This window comes from Halomonas shantousis, from assembly GCF_054654615.1.
In genome coordinates, this window is the sequence record NZ_BAAIER010000002.1 from 197448 (window position 1) to 222941 (window position 25494).

Genomic DNA, 25494 nt, shown 5'->3' on the forward strand with positions numbered 1-25494 from the left:
CACGCTGGGCCGGGCAGACGGGGTATCGGTGGACAGGAAGGATCAGGCAATAGCGCATCGAAGCTCATTCTCGAGCGAAGCCAAGGGCAACCAACAAGGAGATAGCCTCATGCAGGCGGAAGTGATCATTGTCGGCGGAGGCATGGTGGGCGCCGCCCTGGCGGCGCTGCTGGGCGAGGCGGGAATGGCCGTCACCGTGCTCGATGCCCGTCCCGGCCCCCTGGATGGCAAGGCGGCGGGGCGGGGCCTGCCGGCTCCGCGCGTCAGTGCTCTGACACCGGTATCGCAGCGCCTGCTGAATCGGCTGGGTGCCTGGCCGCTCATGGTCGAGCGGCGTGTCACGCCTTACACCGCCATGCAGGTCTGGGACGCCGAGGGCCATGGAGAAATCGCCTTCGCGGCGAGCGATGTGGGCGTCCCGGTTCTGGGGCATATCGTCGAGAACGAGGTGGTGCTGGCGGCCCTGGAAGCCCGGCTGGCGCGGCTGGATGGCGTGACCCAGGTGTACGGTGCCCGTGTCGCCGCTCTCGAAGGGCAGGAACAGAGGCGTACGGTGATCCTTGAAGACGGCCGACGCTACCGGGCGCCCCTGATCGTCGCCGCCGATGGAGCGAATTCGCCGCTGCGTCGACTGGCCGGGATCGGCGTACGCTCGCATGACACCGGTCATGTGGCGGTGGTGATGACGGTACGCGTGGAGACGGCACATGGCGGCGTGGCGCGCCAGGTCTTTCTGCCCGACGGACCGCTGGCCTTCCTGCCGCTGACCGTCGATGGCCAGGCGCATTACTGCTCCATCGTCTGGTCCACGTCACCCGACGAGGCGGCACGCCTCGTCCACTTGCCGCCGGACGCTCTGGGGCGTGAGCTGGGCGTGGCCTTCGAACATCGCCTGGGACGGGTGGAGGTCGTCGACGAGGCGCTCAGCTTTCCCCTGACGCAGCGTCATGCCGAGCGCTATGTGGAGCCGGGACTGGCCCTGGTCGGCGACGCGGCCCACAGCATTCATCCGCTGGCGGGCCAGGGTGTCAACCTGGGTTTCATGGATGCCGCAGTGCTGGGTGAAGAGCTGATCCGGGCGTATCGGCGCGGCGCGGCGGGGGGCGATGAGCGTATCCTGTCACGCTATGCGCGACGCCGGCGCGGCGACAATGCCTCCATGCTGGCGTTGATGGACGGCTTTCGCTTGTTGTTCGGCTCGTCGCAGCCGGCGCTGCGCCTGGTGCGCAACCTGGGGCTCTCCGGCGTGAACCGCGTCGATCCGCTCAAGCGTTTGCTGGTCCGTCAGGCCATCGGCGAGCGAGGCGAGCTGCCGGCAAGCTGTCGCTAGCGGCGCCGGTGTCGGTCCCGTCCGGCCACCATGGCCGGAACGGATGCAAAAGCTGCGGCCCCGCACATGACGGGGCCGCAGTCGTTACGTCGGATCAATCGATATCCGCTCAACCGACAGCCATGCGGAAGCAGGTCGGTGCCAGGGCGCCCTGAGCCCATCCGTGAGCGCGCTGTATTCGCCATCCATGACGAATGATTCTGGCACCTCCCTGTTCCCGGCTGCGCTCTGGAACACGCTCCCACGGAACGCTCCAGGTGGGAGTGAAAGCTACTCTCTAGCGGCGGCCGGACGCTGCTTGATCACGTTGAGGGCCTTGAGCAGGTTGAGGGCCTCACCGAGTTGATAGTCCTGCTTGGCCAGCGGCGAAGCCTGACGCGCTTCGCTGCTGCGCTCGCCGGCCTCGTTGAGCAGGTGGCCGGAGAGATCCGCTTCGCGCAGCTCGAGTCCCATGCTGTCGGCGATCTCCAGATGGCCGCGCACGACCTCCACGTCGGGGTCGATACCCTGCGCCTGAATGGAGCGGCCGTCGGGCGTGTAGTACAGCGCTGTCGTCAGCTTGAGCCCATCGCCATTGCCCAGCGGCAGAACCTGCTGCACCGAGCCCTTGCCGAAGCTGTCGGTGCCCATGACCACGGCGCGACGATGATCCTGCAGAGCGCCGGCGACGATCTCCGCCGCGGAGGCGCTGCCGCCGTTGATCAGCACGACCATGGGGACGTCGCTCGCGGCACTGCCCGGGGTGGCCGAGAACTGCATGTCGCTGTCCGGCAGGCGACCCTCGGTATAGACGATCAGGCCGCTGTCGATGAACAGATCCGCCACATCCACGGCACTCTGCAGCACGCCGCCGGGATTGTTGCGCAGATCGAGTACCAGCCCGTCGAGCGGGGTGTCGGCCTGCAGACGCTCCAGGGCCTCGCGGGTCTGGGGGCCGGTACGGTTCTGAAACTGACTGATGCGAATGTAGCCGTATCCCGGTTCGAGCGTTTCGCTCTTCACGCTCTCGGTACGTATCGCCTCCCGTGTCAGGGTCACGTCACGCGGGGCGTCCTCGCCGCTGCGCAGGATCGTCAGGCTGACGTCGGTGCCGGGCTCGCCACGCATCAGTTCCACCGCTTCCTGCAGCGAGAGGCGGTCGGTGGGGGTGTCATCGATACGCAGAATGGTGTCCCGGGCCTGCAATCCGGCGCGTGCGGCGGGCGTGTCGTCGATGGGCGAGACGATCGTCAACTGCCCCTCTTCCATGCCGATTTCGATGCCCACTCCGCCGAACTCGCCTTCGGTGGATTCGCGCAGGGCCTCGAAGGAGTCGGCGTCCAGGTAGGCGGAGTGTGGGTCCAGCTCGCCGAGCATGCCGCGCATGGCGTTGCGCATCAGTGTGGAGTCGTCGACCTCGTCGACATAGGCGCGCTTGATGCGCTCGAATATCTCGACGAAGGTCTGGACATCCTCCACGGGCAGATCGACAGCGCTCTCCGGCTCCGTCTGGGCTGCGGCGGGCTGGGACAGCAACGCCACCAGCGGGAGCAGCAACAGAAGGCTCCGTCTCGGGAAACACGCGTTGGGTAGTTTGACGGCCATGCATTCTCCAGGGCGAGGCGGGACAAGAGGCCAGCATAGCCTCTGAGGTCGGCGGGAATCCACATATCATCGCCTTCCGGATGGGGTGCCTGGTCAGTGCCGGGCGATCCAGCCCTGCGGATCGATGGGATCACCGTTGCGGCGTACCTCGAAGTACAGGCCGGGATGCGGCTGGCCACCGGTGTTGCCGACCGCGGCGATCACCGTGCCGCGGTCGACGCGGGCGCCGACGTCGACCGAGAACTGCTGCAGGTGGGCGTAGAGCGTCATCACGCCATCGCCGTGATCGACAATCAGCAGATTGCCGAAGCCTCGCATCCAGTTGGCGAACACGACACGCCCAGGGTGCACGGCCCTCACCGGTGTCCCCTCGGCAGCGGCAATCAGCATGCCGTTGCGGTCGACGCCGTCGCCCTTGCCATAGGCGGATACCACCTTGCCCTGCACCGGCCAGGGCAGCTCGCCGCGTGTCTGTTCGATACGCGTCGAGGGCGGCGGCTGCTTGAGCCGGGCCAGCTCTTCCTGCATGTGCCTCAAGATGCGCTCGGCGTGGGCCCGGTCCTGATTGAGCGTCTCCAGGCGCACCTGCTCGCTGGCGTAGCGCTGGTCGAGCTTGGCCAGCAGCGCCTCGCGCTCGCGCTGCTGCTCGGCAAGATTGGCGCTACGCTTCTCGAGTTCGGCCGTCAGGCTGGCGAGTCGCTCACGGTGAGCGCCGATGGCCGCCAGATTCTCCTCGAGTTCGGCGTCCAGTCGGGCAAGTGCTTCGATACGCGTCTGACGCGCCTGCGATAGATGGTTGAGATAGGTCTGCAACCGGTCGATGCGCGCCGGGTCCTCCTGATTGAGCAGCAGTTTCAGCTGTGGCGTGAATCCCAGGCGGTAGAGCGCGTTCAGCTGCCGGCCCAGGGCCTCGCGCTGGGCGTCGCGCTCACGCTCGAGTGTCTGGCGCCGGGCCTCGAGCGTCTCAAGTTCGTCATCCAGGCGGCGACGTTCTTCATATAAGCCGTCGAGACGGCGGTGGGTCTCGCCAAGTGCCGTCTCGATGGTCTCGAGCTGGCGGCTGGCATCGCCGCGGGCATCGCGGGTACTGTCCAGGCGCTGCTGCCAGGTGCGGATATCGGACTGCAGGGCATCGAGCTGGGCACGCACCTCCTTTTCGTTGTCGGGGGCGGCCTGCGCCGAGGGCATGAGCGGCATGACAAGCGCCGCCAGGATCACGATCCTGGCGGCGCGCTTGCAGACGAGGCTGCGATGACGCAGCTGGCTCATGCGAATGGCGCGAAAGGGCGGCTCATGGCGCTGACATGCCTCACGGTCAATACTCGATCAGGACCTTGCCGGTCATCTCGGCGGGGGCCTCCTGACCCATCATCGCCAGCAGGGTGGGAGCCAGATCGCACAAGCGTCCCCCTTCCTTGAGATGCGCCTGACGGTGCGTGACGTAGATCAGCGGCACCTCGAAGGTGGTGTGCGCGGTCTGCGGCGCGCCGGTCTGCGGATTGACCATCTGCTCGACATTGCCGTGGTCGGCGGTGATCAGACATTCGCCGCCGGCGCGCTCGATGGCCTCGACCACGCGTTCGACGCAGACATCCAGCGTTTCCACCGCCTTGACCGCTGCGTCGAAGTCGCCGGTGTGGCCGACCATGTCGCCATTGGCGTAGTTGCAGATGATCAGGTCATAGGTACCGGAGTCGATCGCCGCCACCAGCTTGTCGGTGACCTCTTCGGCGCTCATTTCCGGCTTCTCGTCGTAGGTTCTGACGTCCTGAGGCGAGGGCACCAGGATGCGGTCCTCGCCGGGGAACTCGGCTTCCCGGCCACCGGAAAAGAAGAACGTGACGTGAGCATACTTCTCGGTTTCGGCGATACGCAGTTGGGTCATGCCGCGTGCGGATACCACTTCGCCCAGCGTGTTGACCAGGTCGGAGGGCGGAAAGGCGACCGGAGCCGGAATGTCGGCAGAATACTCGGTCAGCATCACCAGGCCGTCGGCGGCGAGCTTGGGGCGCGCCTGGCGGGTGAAGCCCTGGAAGTCATCCTCGACGAAGGCTCGGGTCAGCTCGCGGGCACGGTCGGCGCGGAAGTTCATGAAAATGGCGGCGTCGCCGTCTTCCATCTTCACGATGCGGCCCTGAGGGCGCACGCTGGTGGCGGCAACGAATTCATCGGTTTCGCCGCGCTCATAGGCGGCGTCGAGGCCCGCCTCGGCGGATTCGGCGACATGTTCGCCATCGGCCGCGGTGACGACCTTGTAGGCCTTCTCCACGCGATCCCAGCGATTGTCACGATCCATGGCGAAGTAACGGCCGACGATCGAGGCGACGAAACCCTCGCCATCCGGACAGAGCTCCGCGAGCTTGGCGTTGGCACGCTCGAGCGAAGGTCGGGCGCTCTGCGGCGCGGTATCGCGGCCGTCGAGAAAGGCATGAATGTAGATGCGCCTGGCGCCGCGCGCGGCGGCCATCTCGGCCATCGCCAGGATATGGTCTTCATGGCTATGTACGCCGCCCGGTGACAGCAGGCCGAGCAGATGCACCGCCTTGCCGGCCTTGACCGCCGCATCGACGGGCTTGGTCAGGGCCTCGATACTGGCGAGCTCGCCATCCTCGATGGCCTTGGTGATGCGGGTGAAGTCCTGATAGACGATACGTCCGGCGCCCAGGTTCATGTGGCCGACTTCGGAGTTGCCCATTTGCCCTTCCGGCAGGCCGACATACTTGCCGTCGGTGTGGATCAGGGTCGTGGGGTACTCCCGCTGCAGACGATCCATGACCGGTGTGCGTGCCGCCTTGACGGCATTGTGCTGGGTTTCTTCATTGTGGCCGTAGCCGTCGAGAATGATCAACGCTACCGGACGGGGGCGCTGGGGCGTGGTATCTGCCATGACATGCCTCGCATAAGTGTGGGGAACGGTGCGCGTATCACGCGCAGGCGTCCCGCCGGGTTTGCGATCTACGCTCTGCCTGAAAAATATCTGCGCTCGCTCGGGCGGCGTCAAAACGGCTAATGCTCGTTTACCTCTTTGTAAACGCCGCCGTTTCGCCGATTTCTGCCTTGCCCGAGCGTCGCTCGCCGATTTTCCGGACCGAGCTTAAGACGTATGCTTTATGTGTCCCTACACCGGGATAATATCGCACACCCGCCCCGGGCGTCAGCCGCGCTTGCTATCGGACGCTCGAGATCACCTCGTGTATACTGGGCGCCGCTTGGAGCCGGGGGACGGGCTGCCATCGTTGCCGGCTCCGAACGGGCCGCGATGTCCGCATTCGCCGGCCTATTACATACCGCATCGCGCCGGCAGGTCCCGCGCCAGGCGGAAACGCGTTGTGCAACAAGAGTTATCCAGACCCATGATCGATAAGCTGTTCGAATTCGCGCAGAACCATCCGCTACTGGTGGGGGCCTTCCTGCTGGTGCTGCTGGCGTGGATCGCCTTCGAGGCGCTACGCGGCAATCACGGTGTCTCCACCGGCGAAGCCACCAATCTGGTCAACCGCGAGGACGGCGTCATCGTCGATATCCGCGACAGCAAGGACTTCAAGGCGGGCCATATCGCCGGCGCGAAGAACATCCCCCAGAGCCGCCTCAACGACCGCCTCAATGAACTCGAGAAGTTCAAGGACAAGCCCGTCATCGTCGTCTGCAAGCATGGCCAGTCCTCGGGCGTCGCCGTGGCGCAGCTGAGCAAGGCCGGCTTCTCGCGGGTAAGCAAGCTCAAGGGCGGTATGGGGCAGTGGCAGGCCGACAACCTGCCGGTCGTGCGCAAATGACTTCATGCGTAGCGCACGGAAAACTTTCAGCACGCGACCCTGAGTGAGTCGCATCCAGAGTCAAAGGAAACGCAATCATGGCGGAAGACAACAACCAGGCCGCACAAGGCCAGAGCCCGCAGCTGCAATTCTCTCTGCAGCGGATCTATGTCAAGGACATCTCCTTCGAGTCCCCCAACGCCCCGGGCGTGTTTCAGCAGCCGTTCAAGCCCAAGGTCGGCCTGGACCTGAACACCGACAGCTCCCAGGTTGGGGAGGACCTCTATGAAGTCGTGGTCAAGGTCACCGCTCAGGTATCCAACAGCGAGGACGAATCCGTCAACTTCCTGGTCGAGGTCGAACAGGCCGGCCTGTTCCGCATCGCCGGGCTGGAAGGCGACCAGCTCGACCACACGCTGGGCGCCTTCTGTCCCAACGTGCTGTTCCCCTATGCCCGCGAGTGCATCGACAACCTGGTCAATCGCGGCAGCTTCCCTCCGCTGATGCTGGCGCCGGTCAACTTCGAGGCGATGTACGCCCAGAAGAAGCAGCGCGAAGCCCAGGCCAAGGAAACCCTGCAGTAAGTGGCCGCGCCGCGCATTCACGTCCCGACGACGCTTGTCCCCGGTGCGACGCTGACACTGCCCGAAGGGCCCGCCCGACACGTGGCGACCGTGCTGCGCCTGCGCGAAGGCGCGACGCTGACGCTGTTCGATGGCCGTGGCCACGAGGCCACGGCCGCACTCGTCGAGATCACCCGCAAGCGGGTTGCCGTGCGCATCGAGGCGGTGACAGCGGGGCGCGGCGAGTCGCCGCTGGCCGTGCACCTGGGCCAGGCGATCTCCAAGGGCGATCGCATGGACTACGCCATCCAGAAGGCCGTCGAGCTGGGCGTGGCGGCGATCACTCCGCTCTACACCGAGCACGGCGACGTGCGCTTGAAGGGCGAGCGCGAGGCCAAGAAGCTCGGCCACTGGCAGGGCGTGGCGAACAGCGCCTGCGAGCAGAGCGGGCGTGCCACCGTGCCGACGGTTCACCCGCCGCAGGCGCTCGGCGAATGGCTGGCCCGCCGCGACGAGGCGTTGCGGCTGGTGCTGCACCCGGCCACCGACACTCCCTGGCAACAGGCCGGTGAGATCACCAGTGCCGCGCTGCTGATCGGCCCCGAGGGCGGCCTGTCCCCCACCGAAGTCGACACCGCCACGGCCGCCGGCTTCACCCCGCTGACCCTCGGACCGCGCATCCTGCGCACCGAAACCGCCCCCGTCGTCGCCCTGACACTGCTCCAGCATTATTTCGGCGACCTTTAGGCGGTTCCTGCCGCGAGCCACAGCCGGTTCCGCCCTTGTCTGTCTTGCCGGTCGCCTTGGTCTTCTCCATGGGGCTGCGTCATACTGACGTCCATTCTCAACTCGTCCTGGAAACTTGCTTTCATGAGCCAACGCCCCCTCAAGATCGGTGTGGTGATGGATCCCATCGCCGCGATCGCCTACAAAAAAGACACCACCCTGGCCATGCTGTGGGCCGCCCAGGAGCGTGGGTGGTCGCTGCACTACATGGAACAGGAGGATCTCTTCCTCGATGACGGCCGCGCCCAGGCGCGCATGCGCGATCTCGAGGTCTTCCACGATCCCCAAGACTGGTACCGGCTCGGCGAACCCGTCGCCACGCCGCTGGCCGAACTCGACGCGATCCTGATGCGCAAGGATCCGCCGGTCGATACCCAGTTCACCAACGCCGTGCACTTGCTGGGATTCGCCGAGCGCGAGGGCGTGCTGATCGTCAACCCCACGGCGGCGCTTCTCGAGTGCAACGAGAAACTCTTCGCCCAGCAGTTTCCGCAGTGCTGCGTGCCCACCGTGGTGTCCTGCAGCGATAAGGTGCTGCGCGCCTTCCATGCCGAGCATGGCGAGGTGATCTTCAAGCCGCTCGACGGCATGGGCGGCACCGGAATCTTTCACGTGCGTCCGCAAGGCCGCAATCTCGGGGCGATCATCGAGATGCTCACCGACCGTGGCAAGCGCCAGATCATGGCCCAGCGCTATATTCCCGAGATCAAGGACGGTGATACCCGCATCCTGCTGGTCGATGGCGAGCCCGTGCCCTATGGGCTGGCGCGGGTGCCGATGGCGGGCGAGACCCGCGGCAACCTGGCCGCCGGCGGGCGCGGCGTGAGCCGCGAGCTGACCGAGCGCGACCACTGGCTCATCGAGCAGGTCCGTCCCGTCATTCGCGAGAAGGGCCTGATGTTCGTGGGGCTCGACGTGATCGGCGACTATATCACCGAGATCAACGTCACCAGCCCGACCTGCGTGCGCGAGATCGACGATCAGCGCGGTACCGATATCGCCGGGCTGCTGATGGATGCGATCGAGCGCCGCTTCGGCTGAGTCGCGAAAATCGCCATGTCCGTCCCGATGATCAGCGATCCGGTCCAGTATGCCCCGGTCAACCGACGCTACCGGCGTGTCGTGGCCGGAGCCCTGGCGCTTGGCCTGCATGCAGGCTTGATCGCCTGGATGGCCACCTGGGACATCCTGCCCGCGGGCTCGACGCCCGCCGCCACGCAGAGTCTGGATGTCGTGCTGGTCAGCGAACCGGCGCCGCTTCCCGTCGAGGCGGGGTCGATCGGCGAGGCCGACCAGCGCGCCAGCGGCGAGCAGCGGGAGCAGCCCACGGCGGTCCAGGCGCCTGCCGAAGACGCGGCGGATACCGGCCCGTCAGGACCCTCACAACCGGCAGCGGCAACGGATGCCAGCGAGCCGTCGAGCGCCGAATCGACGTCATCCGACGCCGCCCGGCGCACGGTGTCGGCGGCCGCGGTGAGTGCCGGCAGGCAGGCCGCCGAGCCGGTGCAGCGCACGACCCCCGAGTCGCCCGCTCCTCTGCGTGAGGCGCCGCCGTCTGCCGAACCTGCGGCTGAGCCCGAACCTGCGGACGAGCCCGCAACGGCTCCCGAGCCTGACGAACCCGCGCCCGCCGCGACTCCCCAGACGTCGTCATCATCGGCCAGCCGCTCGCGGCCCAGCGGGGCCGAGCTGCTGGCGCGGGCGACCTCGAGTGTCCGCGAACAGGCCTTCACCGCCAGTCGCACATCCGACGAGCCGCCACGCTCGGCAGCGCGGCAGGCCGCCGAGGCGCGCTATATCGCCGACTGGACGCGACGCGTCGAGCAGTACGGCAATCTGCATTATCCCGCGCCGTCGCATCTCGAAGGGCAACTGCGCATTCGGGTGGTCATCGGGCGCCAGGGACAGGTGCGGGAGGCGGAAGTGGTACACTCCTCGGGATATCCCGAACTCGACCAGGCCGCACTCGACACGGTTCGTGGTGCCGCTCCCTATCGTCCTTTCGATGCGGGACTCGAAGGGCGTGATAGTCTGGAGATCACGCGCATCTGGCGTTTCGGGAAAGGCAACAATTTTGGCGTGCATTGACGCCAGGGAGGCACATGCAAAGCTTGAAGAACCATTTTCTGCTGGCGATGCCGCATCTCGAGGAATCCGAGTTCAGCGGCACGCTCACCTATCTCTGCGATCACGATGACAACGGGACGCTGGGCGTGATCGTCAACCGACCTCTGGAGCTGACCTTGGACGCCCTGTTCGATCAGCTCGATCTCAATGGCGAGAACAGCCCCCACCGCGATGCGCCCGTCTATTATGGCGGGCCGGTCAACAACGACCGCGGCTTCATCCTGCATCGCGGCAGCGCGGCGCCCTGGGATTCCAGCCTGCAGGTTTCCGACGATATCGCCCTGACCACCTCGATGGACATGCTTGCGGCCATCGCCGAAGGCCGCGTCAAGGAGGAGTTCATGGTCTGCCTGGGCTGCGCCGGCTGGCAGGGCGGCCAACTGGAGGACGAACTCAAGCAGAACGCCTGGCTGACCGTCGAGGGCCAGGCCGGAATCCTCTTCGCGGCGCCACCCGAACAGCGGCTGACGGCTGCCGCCGGGATCCTGGGCATCGATCTCAACCTGATGACCCGTGAAGCCGGGCATGGCTGAGGCGGGACAGCGTCTGGTGCTGGCGTTCGACTTCGGCACGCGGCGCATCGGCGTGGCGGTGGGCAACGAGATGCTGGGCAGCGCCTCGCAGCTGGCGCCCTTGCCGGCCCGTGACGGGATTCCCGATTGGAACCTGGTGACGCGGCTGGTCGAGGAGTGGCGCCCGGACCTGTTCGTGGTGGGGTTGCCACTCAACATGGATGGCAGCGAGTCCGAGATGAGCGTGCGGGCGCGCAAGTTCGGCAAGCGTCTCTACGGACGCTTCGGCAAGCCCTGCGAGATGATGGACGAGCGCGGTTCGACCCGCGCCGCCAAGGCCATCGCCCGCGACGCGGGGCATCGAGGCAACTATCGTGAAGAGAGCGTCGACGGCCTGGCGGCGCAGTTGATCCTCGAGAGCTGGTTCGTCAGCGCCGGCGAGTGACTGCGGCACGCCGGCTACGCGGTCGGTGTCGTAAGGCCTGCTGAGGTCGTAACGTATCGGCGTCAGCTGAAGTTGCGATCGTCCACTCCTACCCGCTTCGGCACGAACCAGCGCACGTCGCGCAGGTCGCGTTCGACTAGCTCCTCCACTTCCAGCAGTGTGGCGAAGATCGCCATGCGCACCGGGATACCGTTGTCGGTCTGGCGGAAGATCGCCAGACGCGGATCGCCGTTCAGATCCACGCTGAGGTCGTTGGCGCCGGGGCGGCTGTCGCGGGGCAGCGGATGCATGACCACCGTGGTCGGGGTGCAGCGCTGATCGAGAAAGGCCCGGTCGACGGTGTAGTCCTGCGAGACGCCGGCGAAGTTCTCCGACATCTCGTCGGTGAAGCGCTCCTTCTGGATGCGCGTGGTGTAGATCACGTCGAGATCACCGAAGTCGCAGGCCAGACTCTCGCGCTGTTCGACGCGATGTCCGCGTGAGACGACCAGATCGATCAACTGGCTGGGCATCTCCAGTCCCGGCGGCGAGACCAGAGTGATGCGCAGCGGCTCGTAGAGTGACAGCAGCTTGATCAACGAGTGGACCGTGCGCCCATGCTTGAGATCGCCGGTCAGCAGCAGGTGAGCGCCGGCGAGCCGTTTGCCCAGACGCGCGAACTCCTTGTCGATGGTATAGAGATCCAGCAGCGCCTGGCTGGGATGCTCGCCGGGGCCATCGCCGCCGTTGATCACCGGCACGTTGGTGGCTTCGGCGAACTCGGCCACCGAGCCCTGATCGGGGTGGCGCATGACGATGGCGTCGACATAGCCGCCCATCACACGGCTGGTGTCGTAGAGCGACTCGCCCTTGGCCATCGACGAGAAGGTGAAGCCGGTGGTGTCGCAGACGCTGCCGCCCAGCCGGCAGAAGGCAGCATTGAAGCTGATGCGGGTACGGGTGCTCGCCTCGAAGAACAGGTTGCCGAGCACGGCGCCTTCCAGCACCCGGGTCACCTTGCGGCGGTTTGCTATCGGCTCCATGCGTTGAGCGACCCGCAACAGATGATCGACGTGATCGCGTGACAGGGAGTCGACGGTCAGTAGATGGGAACTCATGGCGGGCCTCGCGTTGTGACGAACGGATGGTGGCGGGAAACGGCGGCGACAGTGTACCCGGCAAACCGGCCCCGGAAAATCGTCGGCGCATGGTGCGGCAACGGCGATGGGCCACGTCCCGGTGCGGTTGGCGCAATGTTGAGAGGCTTCTATCTTTGCAGAGTCAGGTTCCAAGGATTCACGACAGGAGACGGCAAGGATGGCAGACGAACATTTTCCTCCGCAGCATCAGCCCAAGCAGCCCGGCGAAGAGCATGACATGCACCCCGAGCCGGAGTTCATCCGTGCCAGCTACCGGGGCACGGACAAGCTCAAGGGCAAGGTGGCGATCATTACCGGGGGCGACAGCGGTATCGGCCGCGCCGTGGCGCTGCACTTCGCCCGTGAAGGCGCCGACGTGGTGATCGCCTATCTCGAGGAGGACCGCGACGCCGAGGACACCAAGGCGCTGGTCGAGGCCGAGGGGCAGCGCTGCCTGCTGATCAAGGGCGATGTGGGCGAGCCGGCGTTCTGCCGCGAGATCGTCGACAAGACCCTCGAGACCTACGGCAAGCTCAACATCGTGGTCAATAACGCCGCCGAACAGCATGACTGGAACGACGTCACGGAAATCCCCGACGACCAGCTCAAGCGCACCTTCCAGACCAACATCTTCAGCCACTTCTACATGGTCAAGGCCGCGCTGCCGCACATGAACGAGGGCGACTCGATCATCGCCACTTCGTCGGTCAACGCCTTCAAGGGTAACAACTCGCTGATCGACTACTCCTCGACCAAGGGGGCCATTCAAGGGCTGGTGCGTTCGCTGGCGATGTCGCTGGCCGAGAAGAATATCCGCGTCAACGCCGTGGCGCCGGGGCCGGTGTGGACTCCGCTGATTCCGGCCAGCTTCCCCGACGAGAAGGTACAGAGCTTCGGCGGGCAGGTGCCGATGAATCGTGCCGGCCAGCCCAGTGAAATGGGGCCCGCCTATGTCTACCTGGCCAGTGAGGAATCCTCCTACATGACCGGTCAGACGCTGCATCTCAACGGTGGGGTGATTCTCAACACCTGAGGGAATGCGACACCTGAAGGAGTGCGATGGCCGTTCACGACCGCCGGGCCCGGGCCCGGCGGTTTTTTTATTCTCCCTTGAGCCGCGAATGATCCGGTTCAGGCGCGCTGAGCGGACCTCTCCGTTTCCAGCGCGGGCTGGCGGCCACCGATCTGGGCGGTAATCTCGCGCGCGGCGCGGCTGACCAGACCGCCGAGTTCGGCCAGGCGCGACTCGGGAATCCTCGCCACCGGGCCGGATACCGAGATGGCCGCCAGCGGGCTGCCCTGTTCGTCGTGGATCGAGGCGGCGACGCAGTGCAGGCCGACGGCATGCTCCTCGCGATCGCAGGCATAGCCCTGGCGGCGGATGTCGGCCAGGCCGGCGTGCAGTCTCGCCGGCGTATCCAGCGTATTGGCCGTGACCCGGACCAGGCCGCGGCTCTGCAGGATGCGTTCGATCTCCTTTTCCGGCAGCCAGGCCATCAATGCCTTGCCGACGCCCGAGGCGTGCAGCGGTGCCCGTGAGCCGAGCCGGGTGATCATGCGCATCATCTGCGGCGATTCGTTCTGGGCCAGGTAGACCGCCATGCCTTCGTCGCGGATGCCGAGATTGGCGGTCTCGCCGCTCTCCTCGGTCAAACGCCGCAGGAAGGGCCGGGCGGTGGCGACGACATCGCGGGATTCGAGAAAGGTGTTGCCGATCTGGAAGGTCTTGACACCGACCTTCCACAAGCCCAGCGAGGCATCCTGAGTGATGAAGCCCTGCTGATACAGAGCCTGCAGCAGGCGATGGGTGGTGGAGGGCGCCAGTCCGACGATCTGGGCGATATCGGACAGGGCAAGCCCGCCCGGCGCGGCGGCCAGCCCTTCGAGGATGTTCAGGCCCCGCACCAGCGATTGGCTATGGCCCCCGGTGGTGGCCTTGCCGGAGCCGGCCGGTCGTCCGACCGATTTGCGTCTGGTTTCTGTCACGCCTGGTACTCTCCGCTATGCTCTCATGCCCGCTTTTCAGACAGACCGTAGCATACACTGTCGCGGCCGGGCTGTCCGTCAGACGCCCATCGCACGCGCCGTCAGGCGCAGCAGAGCGATGCGGTTGACCTGCACAATGGCGGTGCGGCGCTCCTCGTCGGGCGTGTTGGGCAGGCGCTGCTCGAAGGCAGCGAGGATCCGGTGGCGGTCGCTGCCCTTGACGGCCATGACGAAGGGGAAGTCGAAGCGCGCCTTGTAGGCCGCGTTCAGGCTCTGAAAGCGCTCGAACTCCTCGCGGGTGCACTGGTCGAGTCCGGCGCCGGCCTGCTCGCGGGTCGAATCCGCCGTCAGCTCGCCGGCCAGCGCGGCCTTGCCGGCCAGATCCGGGTGGGCGCGAATCACCTTGAGCTGCCGCTCCGGGGAGGCGGCATCGAGAATGCGGCCCATGGCCTGAGCGAGTCCCTCCGGCGTGTCCTGGGCGTCACCGAGACCGGTATCCCAGGCTTCGGCGGCGATCCATGGCGAATGTTCGTAGACGTCGCCGTAGTGCTCGACGAATGCCTCCCGGGACAGCGTGCTGGGGCGTGGCGTCAGCGTCTTGCTCATGTCGCGATGTTCCTTGTCGTCGCAGCGAGGCACCTCAGTTCGCGCCTCTGCTCATGGATTGTATACAAAAACACTTTGAACTGTATGACATCAAACGGTAAAACGGTTCTCCAACCCTAACTCTATCCTCCTTCGGTACGGCGATACCGAGGCATAGCCAGGAGATTGCCACATGGGACGCTTGACGACACATGTGCTGGACACCGCCCGGGGCTGCCCGGGGCAGGGCATCCGCATCGAAATCTTTCGCATCGAGGGTGAGGCCCGCACGCGCCTTTGCGAAGCGGTGACCAACGCTGACGGCCGCTGCGACGCGCCCCTGCTCGAAGGCGATGCATTGCTGGCGGGCACCTATGAGCTGCTGTTCCATGCCGGGGACTATCTCGAGGCTCAGGGGGCCCCGGACAGCGCGCCGCGTTTCCTGGATCGTATTCCGCTACGCTTCGGTGTCGCCGACGCCGACGCTCATTATCACGTGCCGCTGCTGCTCTCGCCGTTTGGCTACTCCACCTATCGGGGCAGTTGAGGCATCGCCGTCACCTGCCGATCGCGGCTCCGCTCGGCTGACTCAAGATCCCAAGACCGCAATAACAACCAAGCCAACAGGACTCCCCATGGAAGCGCACCTTCACGAGTGGGCCAACCTGCTGATCCGCTGGACGCACCTGACGGTGGGTATCGCCTGGATCGGCGCCTCCTTCTACTTCAACTGGCTGGAGAACAATCTCGAGCGGCAAAACGCCCGGGGAGGTGTGGCCGGCGATCTGTGGGCCATCCACGGCGGCGGATTCTATTACCTGCAGAAGTACGAGGTCGCCCCGCCGCAACTGCCGGAGCATCTGCACTGGTTCAAGTGGGAAGCCTATTTCACCTGGATCACCGGCTTCGTCATGCTATGGGTGGTCTACTACTTCAACGCCTCGACCATGATGCTGGCGCCGCAGTCGGGTCTTGCGCCCTGGCAGGCGGTGGCGGTCGGCCTGGTCGTGGTGATCGGCAGCTGGTTCGTCTACGACGGACTGTGCAGAAGCGCCCTGGCCAGGCGTCCGAGCCTGCTGGCGCTGGTCGGTTTCGTGCTGCTGGTCATTCTGGCCTGGGGACTGTCGCAGATCTTCAGCGGCCGCGCCGCCTACATCCATGTGGGGGCCGCCATCGGCACCTGCATGGTGGCCAACGTCTTCCGCGTGATCATTCCCGGCCAGCGGGCCATGGTGGAGGCCATGCAGAAGGGCCAGAAGCCCGATCCGGCCCATGGCCGCAACGGCCTGCTGCGCTCGCGTCACAACAATTACCTGACGCTGCCGGTGCTGTTTCTGATGATCAGCAATCACTATCCCGGCACGTATTCCAGCCAGTGGGGCTGGGCGATTCTCGCCGCGCTGATGGTGATCAGCGCCGGGGTCCGTCACTACTTCAATATTCGCCACAAGCCGGGCGCCAAGGTGTGGATCCTGCCGGCGGCAGGCGTGGCGATGGCGGTGCTGATCCTGGCCACGGCACCGTCACTGCACGGCACCGACAGCCGTGATGCCGAGGCGGTGAGCGTCTCCCGGGTCGAGCGGATCGTCACCGAACGCTGCGCCGGCTGCCATGCCGCCGAGCCGAGCTTCGCCGGCTTCACCAGCCCACCCCTGGACATTCGCCTCGACAGCGCCGAGCGGATTCGTGCGCACATGGCCGACATCCAGCGCGTGGCGGTGCAGACTCACTACATGCCGTTGGGCAACGTGACCCAGATGACCGACGAGGAGCGCGCGACCGTCGGTGCCTGGATAGAACAGCAGACTCCCTGAGGGCGAGGCGATGACCACGACGCTGATTCGTAACGCGGAACGCATCGTCACCTTCGACGATACCGACCGCGAACTCACCCATGCCAGCATCCGCCTGGAGGACAACCGCATCGTCGCCATTGGCCCCGCCGAGGCACTGGCAGGGCCGGCGGACGTGGTGATCGACGCTCGCGGTCATGTGCTGATTCCGGGGCTGGTGAACACCCACCACCATTTCTACCAGACCCTGACCCGCAACCTGCCGGCGGGGCAGGATGCCGAGCTGTTCGACTGGCTGGTGGCGCACTATCCCATCTGGGCGCGCATGGACCCGCAGGCGCTGTTCGACGCCAGCCAGGTGGCGGCGGCCGAGCTGATGCTCTCGGGCTGCACTACCGCGGCGGACCACACCTATCTCTGGCCCAACGGCGCGCGCATCGACGACCAGATCAGTGCCGTCTCCGAGCTGGGATTGCGTTTCCACGCCTCGCGCGGGTCGATGTCGGTAGGCGAGTCCGCCGGTGGCCTGCCGCCGGACCACGTGGTGGAGAAGGAAGCCGATATCCTCGCCGACACTCAGCGCGCCATCGAGCGCTACCATGACGCCGATGAGCTGGCGATGACGCGCATCGTGGTGGCGCCGTGCTCGCCGTTTTCGGTATCCACCGAGCTGATGCGCGAGAGTGCCGCGCTGGCGCGCCACTACGGCGTGCATCTGCACACGCACCTCGCCGAGACCCGCGACGAGGAGGCGTATTGTCGCGAGGTGTTCGGCTGCACGCCGGTGGAGTATGCCGAGCGGGTCGGCTGGGTGGGGCGTGACGTATGGTTCGCGCACATGGTGCATCCGCACGCCGAGGAAATTGTCCGTCTGGGCGGGCACTGCTGCGGCGCGGCGCACTGCCCGAGTTCCAACATGCGCCTGGGCTCGGGCATCGCCCCGCTGCTCGAGATGCACCGCGCCGGCATGCGCGTGGGATTGGGCGTCGACGGTTCGGCGTCCAACGACGGGTCCCACATGCTGGGCGAAGCCCGCCAGGCGATGCTGCTGCAGCGTCTCAACGGCCACATGCGCGACATGGGCGCGCGTCAGGCGTTGTGGTTCGCTACCCGCGGAGGCGCGCAAGTGCTGGGGCGCGACGATATCGGCCAACTGGCCGTGGGCAAGGCCGCCGACATCGTCGGCTTTCGCCTGGACAGCCTGGCGCTGGCGGGCGGCGGCGTGCACGACCCGCTGGCGGCACTGGTGTTCTGCCAGCCGCCGCGTGTCGATCTGTCGATCATCGACGGCCGGCTGCGGGTCATGGCGGGCGAGCTGCTCGGGGTGGACCTGCCGGCCCTGGTACGTCGTCATAACGCTCATGCCCGGCGCCTGGTGAACCGGTGATACCGTGCGAGGCGGCTCGGGGGCGGTTCTGAGTCGAGGGCCGATTACGTATACAATGGCCGTACAATGACAGGCGGAGCCACGACATGACGGAGCGTCAGCAGCGGCAGGAGAGCGAAAGCCCGGGGACCGGCAAGGGCGGTGACGGACAGGAACGTCACGATGTCATCTATCGCACCATCAGCAACGCCATCGTCGAGCACCGCCTGCGTCCCGGCGCCCGGCTGCGCGAGGACGCTCTGGCCGAGGTGTTCGGCATCAGCCGCACCGGCATTCGCAAGATTCTCCAACGCCTGGCACTGGAGCACCTGGTGACGTTGACACCGCGGCGCGGCGCCAGTGTCGCCCGTCCCACCGCCGATGAGGCCCTTGACGTCTTTGCCGCCCGTCAACTGGTCGAATGCGGCCTGATGGAGCCCATCGCCGCGTCAATCACCGCCAACGACATCCGCATATTGCGTGACGTGGCCACGCGCGAGCGCAAGGCGCTCAAGGCCGGCGAGCAGAGCGTGGCGATCAAGCTCTCCGCCGAGTTTCACGAACGTCTGGCCGCCCTGTCCGGCAACGCGGTGCTCGCCGAGTTCGTCTCCCAGCTGTGCTCACGCTCCTCGCTGATCCTGGCCGTCTACGGTAGCGCCGGTCATCTGGGCTGCGAGTCCCACGACCACGACGATCTGATCAATTATCTCGAAGCGGGCAAGGGCGAGCGTGCCCGGGCCTTCATGAGTCGCCATCTCAAGGCCATCGAGGCGTCGCTGTCCATCGACGGCGACGTCGATGAGGCGCCGGACCTGCATCGGATCTTTTCGGCCTGACAGCCACTGCAAGCGTCACGACAAGGCGTCGACGACCATGCCCGGAAAGAGCGCCGGGCATGATCGTCCTGAAAGCCCAGTCTCAGCTCTGCGGTGAGGTGGCGGGGACCTTGTAGCGGCGCATCAGCAGAGAGTAGAACAGCCCGCCGAGCCCGGCGCCGATCAGCCAGGCGTAGCCCTCGAGCGCCGCCAGTGCCGGGACCCACACCGAGGCGATCGAGAACAGCGCCGCCAGGCCGAAGGCCAGCAGGGCGTTGCGGTTCCAGCCCTTGACGTAGTAGTAGGCGCTGGCCGATGCCGAGGTGAACATCTGCTGGATATCCAGACGCTGATGTCTCACCAGGTAGTAGTCGGCCACGATGATGCCGTAGAAGGGGGCGATGATGGCGCCCAGGGCGTTGACGAAACCGGGAACGCCGATGCGGCTGATCAGTGATACCCACAGCGCGCCGATGAAGAAGGCGACGATGGCCGTGATCAGCCCGCCGGCCCGAAAGCTGATCCGGCTGGGAAAGAGATTGGCCAGGTCGTAGGCCGGGGGAATGAAGTTGGCCACCAGATTGATGCCCACGGTGGCGGCGAAGAAGGTCAATGCCGCGACGATGGTCAGCGGCAGGGAGTCGACCCGCTCGACGATGTCGGTGGGGTTGGTCAGGGCATCGCCGAACAGCACCAGGGTACCGGCCGTGATGATCAGGGCGATGAAGGAGAAGAACGCCACGTTGAACGGCAGGCCCAGCAGGTTACCGAGCTTCATCTCCCGCTCGCTTCTGACGAAGCGGGCGAAGTCCCCGAAGTTGATCACCACTGCGGCGAAATAGGCGACCATGGTACCGACCACGGCCAGGAAGGCGGCAATGCTGCTGCCGGAGTCCGCTTCGGCGCTGAAGATGGTCGCCACGGCGGGCAGGAGTTCGCCACCGGCCTGAACCCACACCACGATCATCAGCACGATCATCACGGCATACACCAGGGGGCCGGCCCAGTTGAGGAAGTGCTTGATGCGCTCGATGCCCTGCCAGAAGATCGCAAGCTGGAACAGCCACACGATCACGAACGACAGCCAGGCGACACCGGAGAGGCCGAGGAAGGTCGCTCCATCGCCGCCGCCGAACAGTGCCGTTATCAGCAATGCCACCGCGGTGGAGGCGAAGTAGGTCTGCACGCCGTACCAGAAGATGCCGATGATGGCACGCAGCATGGCCGGCAGATTGGCGCCGCGTACCCCCATGCTGGCCCGGACCATGACCGGAAAGGGAATGCCGTACTTGACGCTGGGCCTGCCGGTCAGGTTGACCAGCCACATGACGATGACGCCGGCGAGGATGATGGCGGCCATCACCGCCCAGCCGTTGAGTCCGTAGGTTAAGAAAAGCGAGGCCGCCAGGGTGTAGCCGAACAGGCTCTGGATGTCGTTGGACCACACGTTGAATATCTCGAACCATCCCCACGAGCGTCGGCTGTGCGGGATGGGCGCGAGATCATCGTTGTAGAGCGTGGGATCGTCGCTCTGGACCTGAAGGTCGTTGTCGTTCATGGGAGGCTCTTGTGATTGTGGGTGGCGGCCATGCGTCCCGCGCGGCGCGGCCGGGCGGGACGCATGGCCGGGGCATCAGTGGCGGAAGCGCTGACAGGGCGCCCAGTGCCGCATTAGCAGGTAATAGACCAGGCCGGCAGGAATCAGGCTGGCGTACCAGGACACCGAAGAGAAGGAGAGGGCGGCGGCGATTCCCACGGCAGTCGCGATCAGCGCGGCATAGTTGACGCCCCGGTAGGGACCGTTCTCATCGTAGAGCTTGACCAGGTCCAGGGTACGGCGGCGAATCAGATAATAGTCCACCACCAGCACGGCGAAGATCGGGCCCAGAAAGGCCGAATAGGTCTGCACGAAGAGCTGCAGGCCGGCAGCGGATTCGTCCTTGACCAGCTCCCAGGGGAAAGTGGCGAAGGCCAGCAGGCCGACGATCACCGTCGCGGTGCGAAACTTCAGCTTGAAGGTGTCCATCAGCACATAGGTGGGCGGCACCACGTTGTTGAGCACGTTGGTGGTGACCTGGGCGAAGGCGATGAACAGCAGCGTGGTCATCAGCAGCGGCGTGTTGTCCACGGCGTTGGCGAAGACCTGGATGGGATCGGCGACCCCGGTGGCTTCCGACACCATGAAGCCGATCAGTCCCATGAACAGCGTGCAGGGCAATATCGACATCGAATAGATCGTGGTGAGCAGCCCCGGCCCGTTGCCCTCCTTGAGTTCACGGGCATAGTCGCTGACGTTGAGCATCATGGTGCTGTAGATGCCCAGAAACAGCATGGTGGCCCCCCAGAACGGCATGCCCCAGGAACCCTCCATGGTGATCAGGCTGGCGGAGAGTTCATCGCCGTAGCGCTGCACGGTAGCGATGAACATGTAGACCAGCGAGGCCAGAATGAAGGCGCTGCCGATGTTCTCCAGCCACTTGATGCCCTGGAAGCCGAGGACCGACAGGGCAATCTGCAGGAACTGGAAGGTGACGAAGTAGAAGATCAGATTGTCGAAGCCGAACAGGGTCGCCGATACCATGTTCAGGGCGCCCGCACCGATCCAGCTCTGGAATCCGTACCAGACGATCGCCGGTACGGCCCGCACCAGACCCGGCAGACGGGTACCGCTGAAGCCGAAGGCGCTGCGTGCCTGGACCATGAAGGGAATGCCGTACTTGTAGCCCGGCGCTCCATTGATGGCCAGCGCGATGCCGATCACCAAACAGCCGATGGCGATGGCCAGGGTGGCCTGGATCAGGTTGAGGGTCCCGACGACGCTGGAGCCCATGGCGAAGGTGCCGATCGAGACGCAGCCGCCGAACCAGGCCAGAAAGTAGGAGGCGCGGCCCATGATGCGGGTCTGCTGCGGCGCCAGCGACTCTTCGCCCGGTGCCTTGGTGCCCGAGGTGCCGGCACCCGGCATGTTGGAGGCAGGGGCTGGCGTCGGACCGGGCTGTCCGCCGGGCAGGGGCGCCTGCGCCTGGAGGCGTGGATCATTGTTCATAATACCGTCCTTGCAAGGGTCGTATGGCGTCTATCGTTGTTTTCCATTTCCAGCCCGGTGGGCAGGGTGGCTCTTGCGGCGTGCTCGTATTATTCGTGTGGCCGGGTTCGATGCCCGGTCTTTATCGTATTCTGGCTCAGCGGACGGTATGCGACAGGTAGTCGTAACGGCCCGTGAACGACTTGGGCCGGGGAAAGGCCAGATCGCCATGCTTGCTGGTGCCCAGTCCCAGGCCGACCAGGGCCTCCGTCAGCTTGACCGCGGCGGTCACGCCCTCGATGACCGGCAGGCCCACTGCGTCGCTGATGCGCCCGGTGAGGTCAGCCATGCCGCCGCAGCCCAGCACGATGGCGCCGATGTTGTCCTCGTCCCGGGCCCGGCGGCACTCGTCGATGATCCGCGCGAGCGCGGCATCTCCGTTGTCCTCCAGGTCCAGCACCGGAATCTCCGCGGCCCGCACCCGGCGGCAATGATGGCTGAAGCCGTAATTCTGCAGCAGGTGCTCGGCGATGATGCCGGTCCGTCCCAGCGTGGTGACGATGGAAAAACGCGTGCTGATGAGCGTGGCCATGTGAAAGGCCGCCTCGGCGATGCCGATCACCGGCGCGCGGGTCAGTTCGCGTGCGGCGAGCAGGCCAGGATCGCCGAAGCAGGCGATAATGTAGCCATCCACCTGCTCGCGCTCGCCGGCGATGATTTCGTCGGCAACGCCGGTAGCGCTGATCACCTCGTCGAAATGACTTTCGATGGACACCGGTCCGCTGGCGGGATTGGTGGCACTGATGCGCGTGCCCGGTGCGGCGATGCGGCTGGCGGCTTCGCCGATCTTGCGCGTCATGCTGGCCGTGGTGTTGGGGTTGATCACCCTGATGTGCATCCGCGCATCCTCATGTAGCGGTAGTGACGGTGTTGTTCACAATCGATATGTGTGTTGTACACAAAAAACCAGATCGTGCTCGAAATCAAGACTCCAATGGTCGCCAATGACCGCAGATATCATTCGTTACGGTTTTATACCCTGGCTTAACGGCGCATGGTTCGTGAAGAACCGTCATGAGCCGAGAGCTTGAGTGGATACAGCTCAGTTATGTATCGTATACATGAAGGTCCATCTCGCTAGTGGCTTTCCTGCGCCAGCCATACCCGCCGACAGCCACAGAACCGCAAGGAATCTCTCCATGACGTCTGTACAAGACCCCGGCTATCCCCGTGACCTGATCGGCTACGGCCGTACGCCGCCTCAGGCCAACTGGCCGGGCAAGGCGCGCATCGCGGTGCAGTTCGTCCTCAACTATGAAGAGGGAAGTGAGAACTGCGTGCTGCATGGCGACAGCCACTCCGAGCAGTTCCTTTCCGAAATCGTCGGGGCCGAGGCGTATCCCGCCCGCCACATGAGCATGGAGTCGATCTACGAGTACGGTTCGCGGGCCGGCGTATGGCGCATCCTCAACGAGTTCGAGCGCCGCGGACTGCCGCTGACCGTCTTCGGCGTGGCCATGGCGCTGGAGCGCAACCCCGAGGCGGCGCAGGCCTTCAAGGAGCTGGGGCACGAGATCGCCTGCCACGGCTGGCGCTGGCTGCACTACCAGGGCGTGTCGGAGAATGTCGAACGTGCCCATCTGCAGCGGGCACTCGATATCTTTCAGTCGCTTTACGGCGAGCTGCCGCTGGGCTGGTATACCGGCCGCGACAGCCCCAACACGCGGCGCCTGCTGGTCGATCAGGGCGGCTTCCTCTACGACAGCGACTACTACGGCGACGATCTGCCGTTCTGGACCACCGTGGAGGACAGCCAGGGCGAGACGCATCGGCACCTGGTCGTGCCCTATACCCTGGACAGCAACGACATGCGCTTTGCCACCCCGCAGGGCTTCAACAGCGGCGAGCAGTTCTTCGCCTATCTGCGCGATGCCTTTGACGTGCTCTATGCCGAGGGCGAGGAGTCGCCCAAGATGCTTTCGGTCGGGCTGCACTGCCGCCTGATCGGCCGGCCGGGACGCTTCCGCGCCCTGCAGCGTTTCCTCGATCACATCGAGGCCCACGACCGGGTATGGGTGACGCGTCGCGTGGACATCGCCCGGCACTGGGCCGAGCAGCATCCGGCACGCGGCTGACGCCTACGATCCTCACCCACGCTCTTGTTTGCAAGGTTCCGTCATGACGCAACACAACGATTCGCAACGTCGCTACTACGCGCCTCAGGGCGGGCTGCCGCCGCAGACGCAGCTGCTGTCGGACCGCGCCGTGTTCACCGAGGCCTACGCCATCATCCCCAAGGGGGTCATGCGCGACATCGTCACCAGTTACCTGCCGTTCTGGGAGAAGACGCGTCTCTGGGTACTAGCGCGGCCCCTGTCGGGATTCGCCGAGACGTTCTCGCAATACATCATGGAGGTGGCGCCGGGCGGCGGCAGCGAGCGCCCCGAGCTCGACCCGGCCGCGGAGGGGGTGCTGTTCGTCGTCGAGGGCGAGCTGACCCTGACGCTGGCCGGCGAGCGCTATGTCATGGTGCCCGGCGGCTATGCCTTCATTCCGCCGTCGAGCGACTGGCAGGTCAGCAATACCGGCGCTACGCCGGTGCGCTTTCACTGGGTGCGCAAGGCCTACGAGCGTGTCGAGGGTATCGACGTGCCCGAGCCCTTCGTGACCAACGAGAACGACATCGAGCCGGTCGCCATGCCGGATACCGATGGCAAGTGGAGCACCACGCGCTTCACCGACCCCGCCGATGTTCGCCACGATATGCATGTGAATATCGTCAACTTCCAGCCTGGCGGTGTGATTCCCTTCGACGAGACGCATGTCATGGAGCACGGCCTCTACGTGCTCGAGGGCAAGGCCGTCTATCACCTCAACCAGGAGTGGGTCGAGGTCGAGGCCGGCGACTTCATGTGGCTGCGCGCCTTCTGTCCGCAGGCTTGCTACGCTGGCGGCCCCGGCCCGTTTCGTTACCTGCTCTACAAGGATGTGAACCGCCACATGAAGCTGACGCCTTTTGGCGCCCGCTGATCACGAGAGGAAACGCTCATGCTCGAACTCGCTGCCCAACCGCTGACGCCGGAGGCTTTCGCGCCCTTCGGCGAGGTCATCGATGCGCGCACGTCCGCCTCCTTTCCCATCAACGCCGGACGTACCCAGCGCCATCATGATCTGGCCCGGGTCGAGACGCTGGGCGAGGGCGCCCGCACATTGATCAGCCTGTTCGTCAGCCAGCCGGTCGCAGTGCCGTTGACGCTCGACTTTCTCGAGCGCCACCCGCTGGGCAGCCAGGCCTTCATGCCGCTGCATGAGGAGCGCTTCCTGGTAGTGGTCGCGCCTCCTGGCGAGACGATCGACCCGGACAGTGTCCGTGCCTTCGTCACCGACGGCCGGCAGGGTGTCAACTACCGGGCCGGCACCTGGCATGCCATCCAGTCGGTACTCGATCGCGAGGGCGAGTTTCTGGTCGTGGATCGCGGCGGAGAAGGCGCCAACTGCGACGAGTATCCGCTGGATATTCGCGTCACGCTGGCTTAGGCAGGATGTATCGCCACCCGGTCATCTGGCCTGGCCATCCGACAAATGGCGGCGATACGAGCAACAAAGGGCCCTGAGGCCGGCTACATTTCCCAATGTGGCCTTCTGCTCCCACTCCTGCGTACCAATCAGCTTCAGCCGCATCGGGCAGAATGAACTATCCTTCGCTT

The 25494-nt window shown here is 65.5% G+C and carries 25 protein-coding genes; 16 read left to right on the forward strand and 9 right to left on the reverse strand.

Going from position 1 to position 25494, the window contains the following annotated elements; translation table 11 throughout:
- Positions 1 to 109 precede the first annotated feature (109 nt).
- Complete coding sequence (locus ACYQ12_RS01570; protein WP_459874448.1) at positions 110 to 1330, forward strand: UbiH/UbiF/VisC/COQ6 family ubiquinone biosynthesis hydroxylase; 1221 nt, start codon at positions 110 to 112, stop codon at positions 1328 to 1330.
- Between the two features lie 270 nt (positions 1331 to 1600).
- Here the strand turns inward: ACYQ12_RS01570 and ACYQ12_RS01575 are convergent, their stop codons facing one another.
- The 3 genes from ACYQ12_RS01575 to gpmI form a co-directional block, all read right to left on the reverse strand.
- Complete coding sequence (locus ACYQ12_RS01575; protein WP_459866708.1) at positions 1601 to 2914, reverse strand: S41 family peptidase; 1314 nt, start codon at positions 2912 to 2914, stop codon at positions 1601 to 1603.
- 93 nt (positions 2915 to 3007) lie between these two features.
- Positions 3008 to 4183, reverse strand: coding sequence for a murein hydrolase activator EnvC family protein (locus ACYQ12_RS01580; protein ID WP_459866711.1), 1176 nt, complete (start codon positions 4181 to 4183; stop codon positions 3008 to 3010).
- Positions 4184 to 4229: 46 nt separating this feature from the next.
- The gene (gene gpmI / locus ACYQ12_RS01585; protein WP_459866714.1) at positions 4230 to 5801 is read right to left on the reverse strand and encodes a 2,3-bisphosphoglycerate-independent phosphoglycerate mutase; all 1572 of its coding nucleotides are present in this window, start codon (positions 5799 to 5801) and stop codon (positions 4230 to 4232) included.
- 466 nt (positions 5802 to 6267) lie between these two features.
- On the opposite strand from gpmI, the gene ACYQ12_RS01590 reads away from it, so the two are divergent.
- From ACYQ12_RS01590 to ruvX, 7 genes are all read left to right on the forward strand, one after another.
- The gene (locus tag ACYQ12_RS01590) at positions 6268 to 6687 is read left to right on the forward strand and encodes a rhodanese-like domain-containing protein (RefSeq protein WP_459866717.1); all 420 of its coding nucleotides are present in this window, start codon (positions 6268 to 6270) and stop codon (positions 6685 to 6687) included.
- Between the two features lie 77 nt (positions 6688 to 6764).
- Complete coding sequence (secB, locus tag ACYQ12_RS01595; protein ID WP_459866720.1) at positions 6765 to 7250, forward strand: protein-export chaperone SecB; 486 nt, start codon at positions 6765 to 6767, stop codon at positions 7248 to 7250.
- On the forward strand, positions 7251 to 7976 hold the full coding sequence (locus tag ACYQ12_RS01600) for a 16S rRNA (uracil(1498)-N(3))-methyltransferase (protein WP_459866723.1): 726 nt from the start codon (positions 7251 to 7253) through the stop codon (positions 7974 to 7976).
- Between the two features lie 123 nt (positions 7977 to 8099).
- The gene (gene gshB / locus ACYQ12_RS01605; protein WP_459866726.1) at positions 8100 to 9056 is read left to right on the forward strand and encodes a glutathione synthase; all 957 of its coding nucleotides are present in this window, start codon (positions 8100 to 8102) and stop codon (positions 9054 to 9056) included.
- Positions 9057 to 9071: 15 nt separating this feature from the next.
- On the forward strand, positions 9072 to 10103 hold the full coding sequence (locus ACYQ12_RS01610) for an energy transducer TonB (RefSeq protein WP_459866729.1): 1032 nt from the start codon (positions 9072 to 9074) through the stop codon (positions 10101 to 10103).
- 14 nt (positions 10104 to 10117) lie between these two features.
- Entirely contained in the window at positions 10118 to 10675 is a 558-nt protein-coding gene (locus ACYQ12_RS01615) for a YqgE/AlgH family protein (RefSeq protein ID WP_459866732.1), read from the forward strand.
- Positions 10668 to 11099 (forward strand): Holliday junction resolvase RuvX, encoded by a 432-nt coding sequence (gene ruvX, locus ACYQ12_RS01620; protein ID WP_459866735.1) that lies wholly within the window; start codon positions 10668 to 10670, stop codon positions 11097 to 11099. The genes ACYQ12_RS01615 and ruvX overlap by 8 nt, the downstream gene beginning before the upstream one ends.
- A 62-nt stretch (positions 11100 to 11161) precedes the next feature.
- Here the strand turns inward: ruvX and ACYQ12_RS01625 are convergent, their stop codons facing one another.
- Complete coding sequence (locus ACYQ12_RS01625; protein ID WP_459866738.1) at positions 11162 to 12196, reverse strand: aspartate carbamoyltransferase; 1035 nt, start codon at positions 12194 to 12196, stop codon at positions 11162 to 11164.
- 199 nt (positions 12197 to 12395) lie between these two features.
- Between ACYQ12_RS01625 and ACYQ12_RS01630 the strand changes: the two genes are divergently transcribed.
- Positions 12396 to 13250, forward strand: a complete 855-nt coding sequence (locus ACYQ12_RS01630) for an SDR family oxidoreductase (protein WP_459866740.1) — start codon at positions 12396 to 12398, stop codon at positions 13248 to 13250.
- Positions 13251 to 13348: 98 nt separating this feature from the next.
- Here ACYQ12_RS01630 and ACYQ12_RS01635 read toward each other — a convergent pair whose 3' ends face one another.
- The gene (locus ACYQ12_RS01635) at positions 13349 to 14203 is read right to left on the reverse strand and encodes an IclR family transcriptional regulator domain-containing protein (protein WP_459866743.1); all 855 of its coding nucleotides are present in this window, start codon (positions 14201 to 14203) and stop codon (positions 13349 to 13351) included.
- A 78-nt stretch (positions 14204 to 14281) separates the two neighbouring features.
- Entirely contained in the window at positions 14282 to 14809 is a 528-nt protein-coding gene (gene uraD, locus ACYQ12_RS01640; protein ID WP_459866746.1) for a 2-oxo-4-hydroxy-4-carboxy-5-ureidoimidazoline decarboxylase, read from the reverse strand.
- Between the two features lie 172 nt (positions 14810 to 14981).
- Between uraD and uraH the strand changes: the two genes are divergently transcribed.
- From uraH to ACYQ12_RS01660, 4 genes are all read left to right on the forward strand, one after another.
- Complete coding sequence (gene uraH, locus ACYQ12_RS01645; protein ID WP_459866749.1) at positions 14982 to 15335, forward strand: hydroxyisourate hydrolase; 354 nt, start codon at positions 14982 to 14984, stop codon at positions 15333 to 15335.
- An 88-nt stretch (positions 15336 to 15423) separates the two neighbouring features.
- Positions 15424 to 16602 (forward strand): urate hydroxylase PuuD, encoded by a 1179-nt coding sequence (locus ACYQ12_RS01650; RefSeq protein ID WP_459866752.1) that lies wholly within the window; start codon positions 15424 to 15426, stop codon positions 16600 to 16602.
- Positions 16603 to 16612: 10 nt separating this feature from the next.
- Positions 16613 to 17968, forward strand: coding sequence for an 8-oxoguanine deaminase (locus ACYQ12_RS01655; RefSeq protein WP_459866755.1), 1356 nt, complete (start codon positions 16613 to 16615; stop codon positions 17966 to 17968).
- A gap of 86 nt (positions 17969 to 18054) precedes the next feature.
- Positions 18055 to 18783 (forward strand): GntR family transcriptional regulator, encoded by a 729-nt coding sequence (locus ACYQ12_RS01660; protein ID WP_459866758.1) that lies wholly within the window; start codon positions 18055 to 18057, stop codon positions 18781 to 18783.
- 82 nt (positions 18784 to 18865) lie between these two features.
- Here ACYQ12_RS01660 and ACYQ12_RS01665 read toward each other — a convergent pair whose 3' ends face one another.
- The 3 genes from ACYQ12_RS01665 to ACYQ12_RS01675 form a co-directional block, all read right to left on the reverse strand.
- Positions 18866 to 20320, reverse strand: coding sequence for an NCS1 family nucleobase:cation symporter-1 (locus ACYQ12_RS01665; RefSeq protein WP_459866761.1), 1455 nt, complete (start codon positions 20318 to 20320; stop codon positions 18866 to 18868).
- A 75-nt stretch (positions 20321 to 20395) separates the two neighbouring features.
- Positions 20396 to 21727, reverse strand: a complete 1332-nt coding sequence (locus tag ACYQ12_RS01670; RefSeq protein WP_459874449.1) for an NCS1 family transporter — start codon at positions 21725 to 21727, stop codon at positions 20396 to 20398.
- Between the two features lie 217 nt (positions 21728 to 21944).
- The gene (locus ACYQ12_RS01675) at positions 21945 to 22685 is read right to left on the reverse strand and encodes an aspartate/glutamate racemase family protein (protein ID WP_459866764.1); all 741 of its coding nucleotides are present in this window, start codon (positions 22683 to 22685) and stop codon (positions 21945 to 21947) included.
- Between the two features lie 301 nt (positions 22686 to 22986).
- Here ACYQ12_RS01675 and puuE point away from each other — a divergent pair, with 301 nt between their 5' ends.
- Genes puuE through ACYQ12_RS01690 form a run of 3 tightly spaced genes read left to right on the forward strand, consistent with a single transcriptional unit; the run spans position 22987 to position 25324 of the window.
- The gene (gene puuE / locus ACYQ12_RS01680) at positions 22987 to 23922 is read left to right on the forward strand and encodes an allantoinase PuuE (RefSeq protein ID WP_459866767.1); all 936 of its coding nucleotides are present in this window, start codon (positions 22987 to 22989) and stop codon (positions 23920 to 23922) included.
- Positions 23923 to 23965: 43 nt separating this feature from the next.
- Positions 23966 to 24817: a bifunctional allantoicase/(S)-ureidoglycine aminohydrolase gene (locus tag ACYQ12_RS01685; RefSeq protein WP_459866770.1), complete on the forward strand. Its 852-nt coding sequence runs from the start codon at positions 23966 to 23968 to the stop codon at positions 24815 to 24817.
- An 18-nt stretch (positions 24818 to 24835) separates the two neighbouring features.
- Positions 24836 to 25324 carry an ureidoglycolate lyase gene (locus ACYQ12_RS01690; protein ID WP_459866773.1) on the forward strand — a complete coding sequence of 163 codons (489 nt, stop codon included), beginning with the start codon at positions 24836 to 24838 and terminating at the stop codon, positions 25322 to 25324.
- The last annotated feature ends 170 nt before the right edge of the window (positions 25325 to 25494 follow it).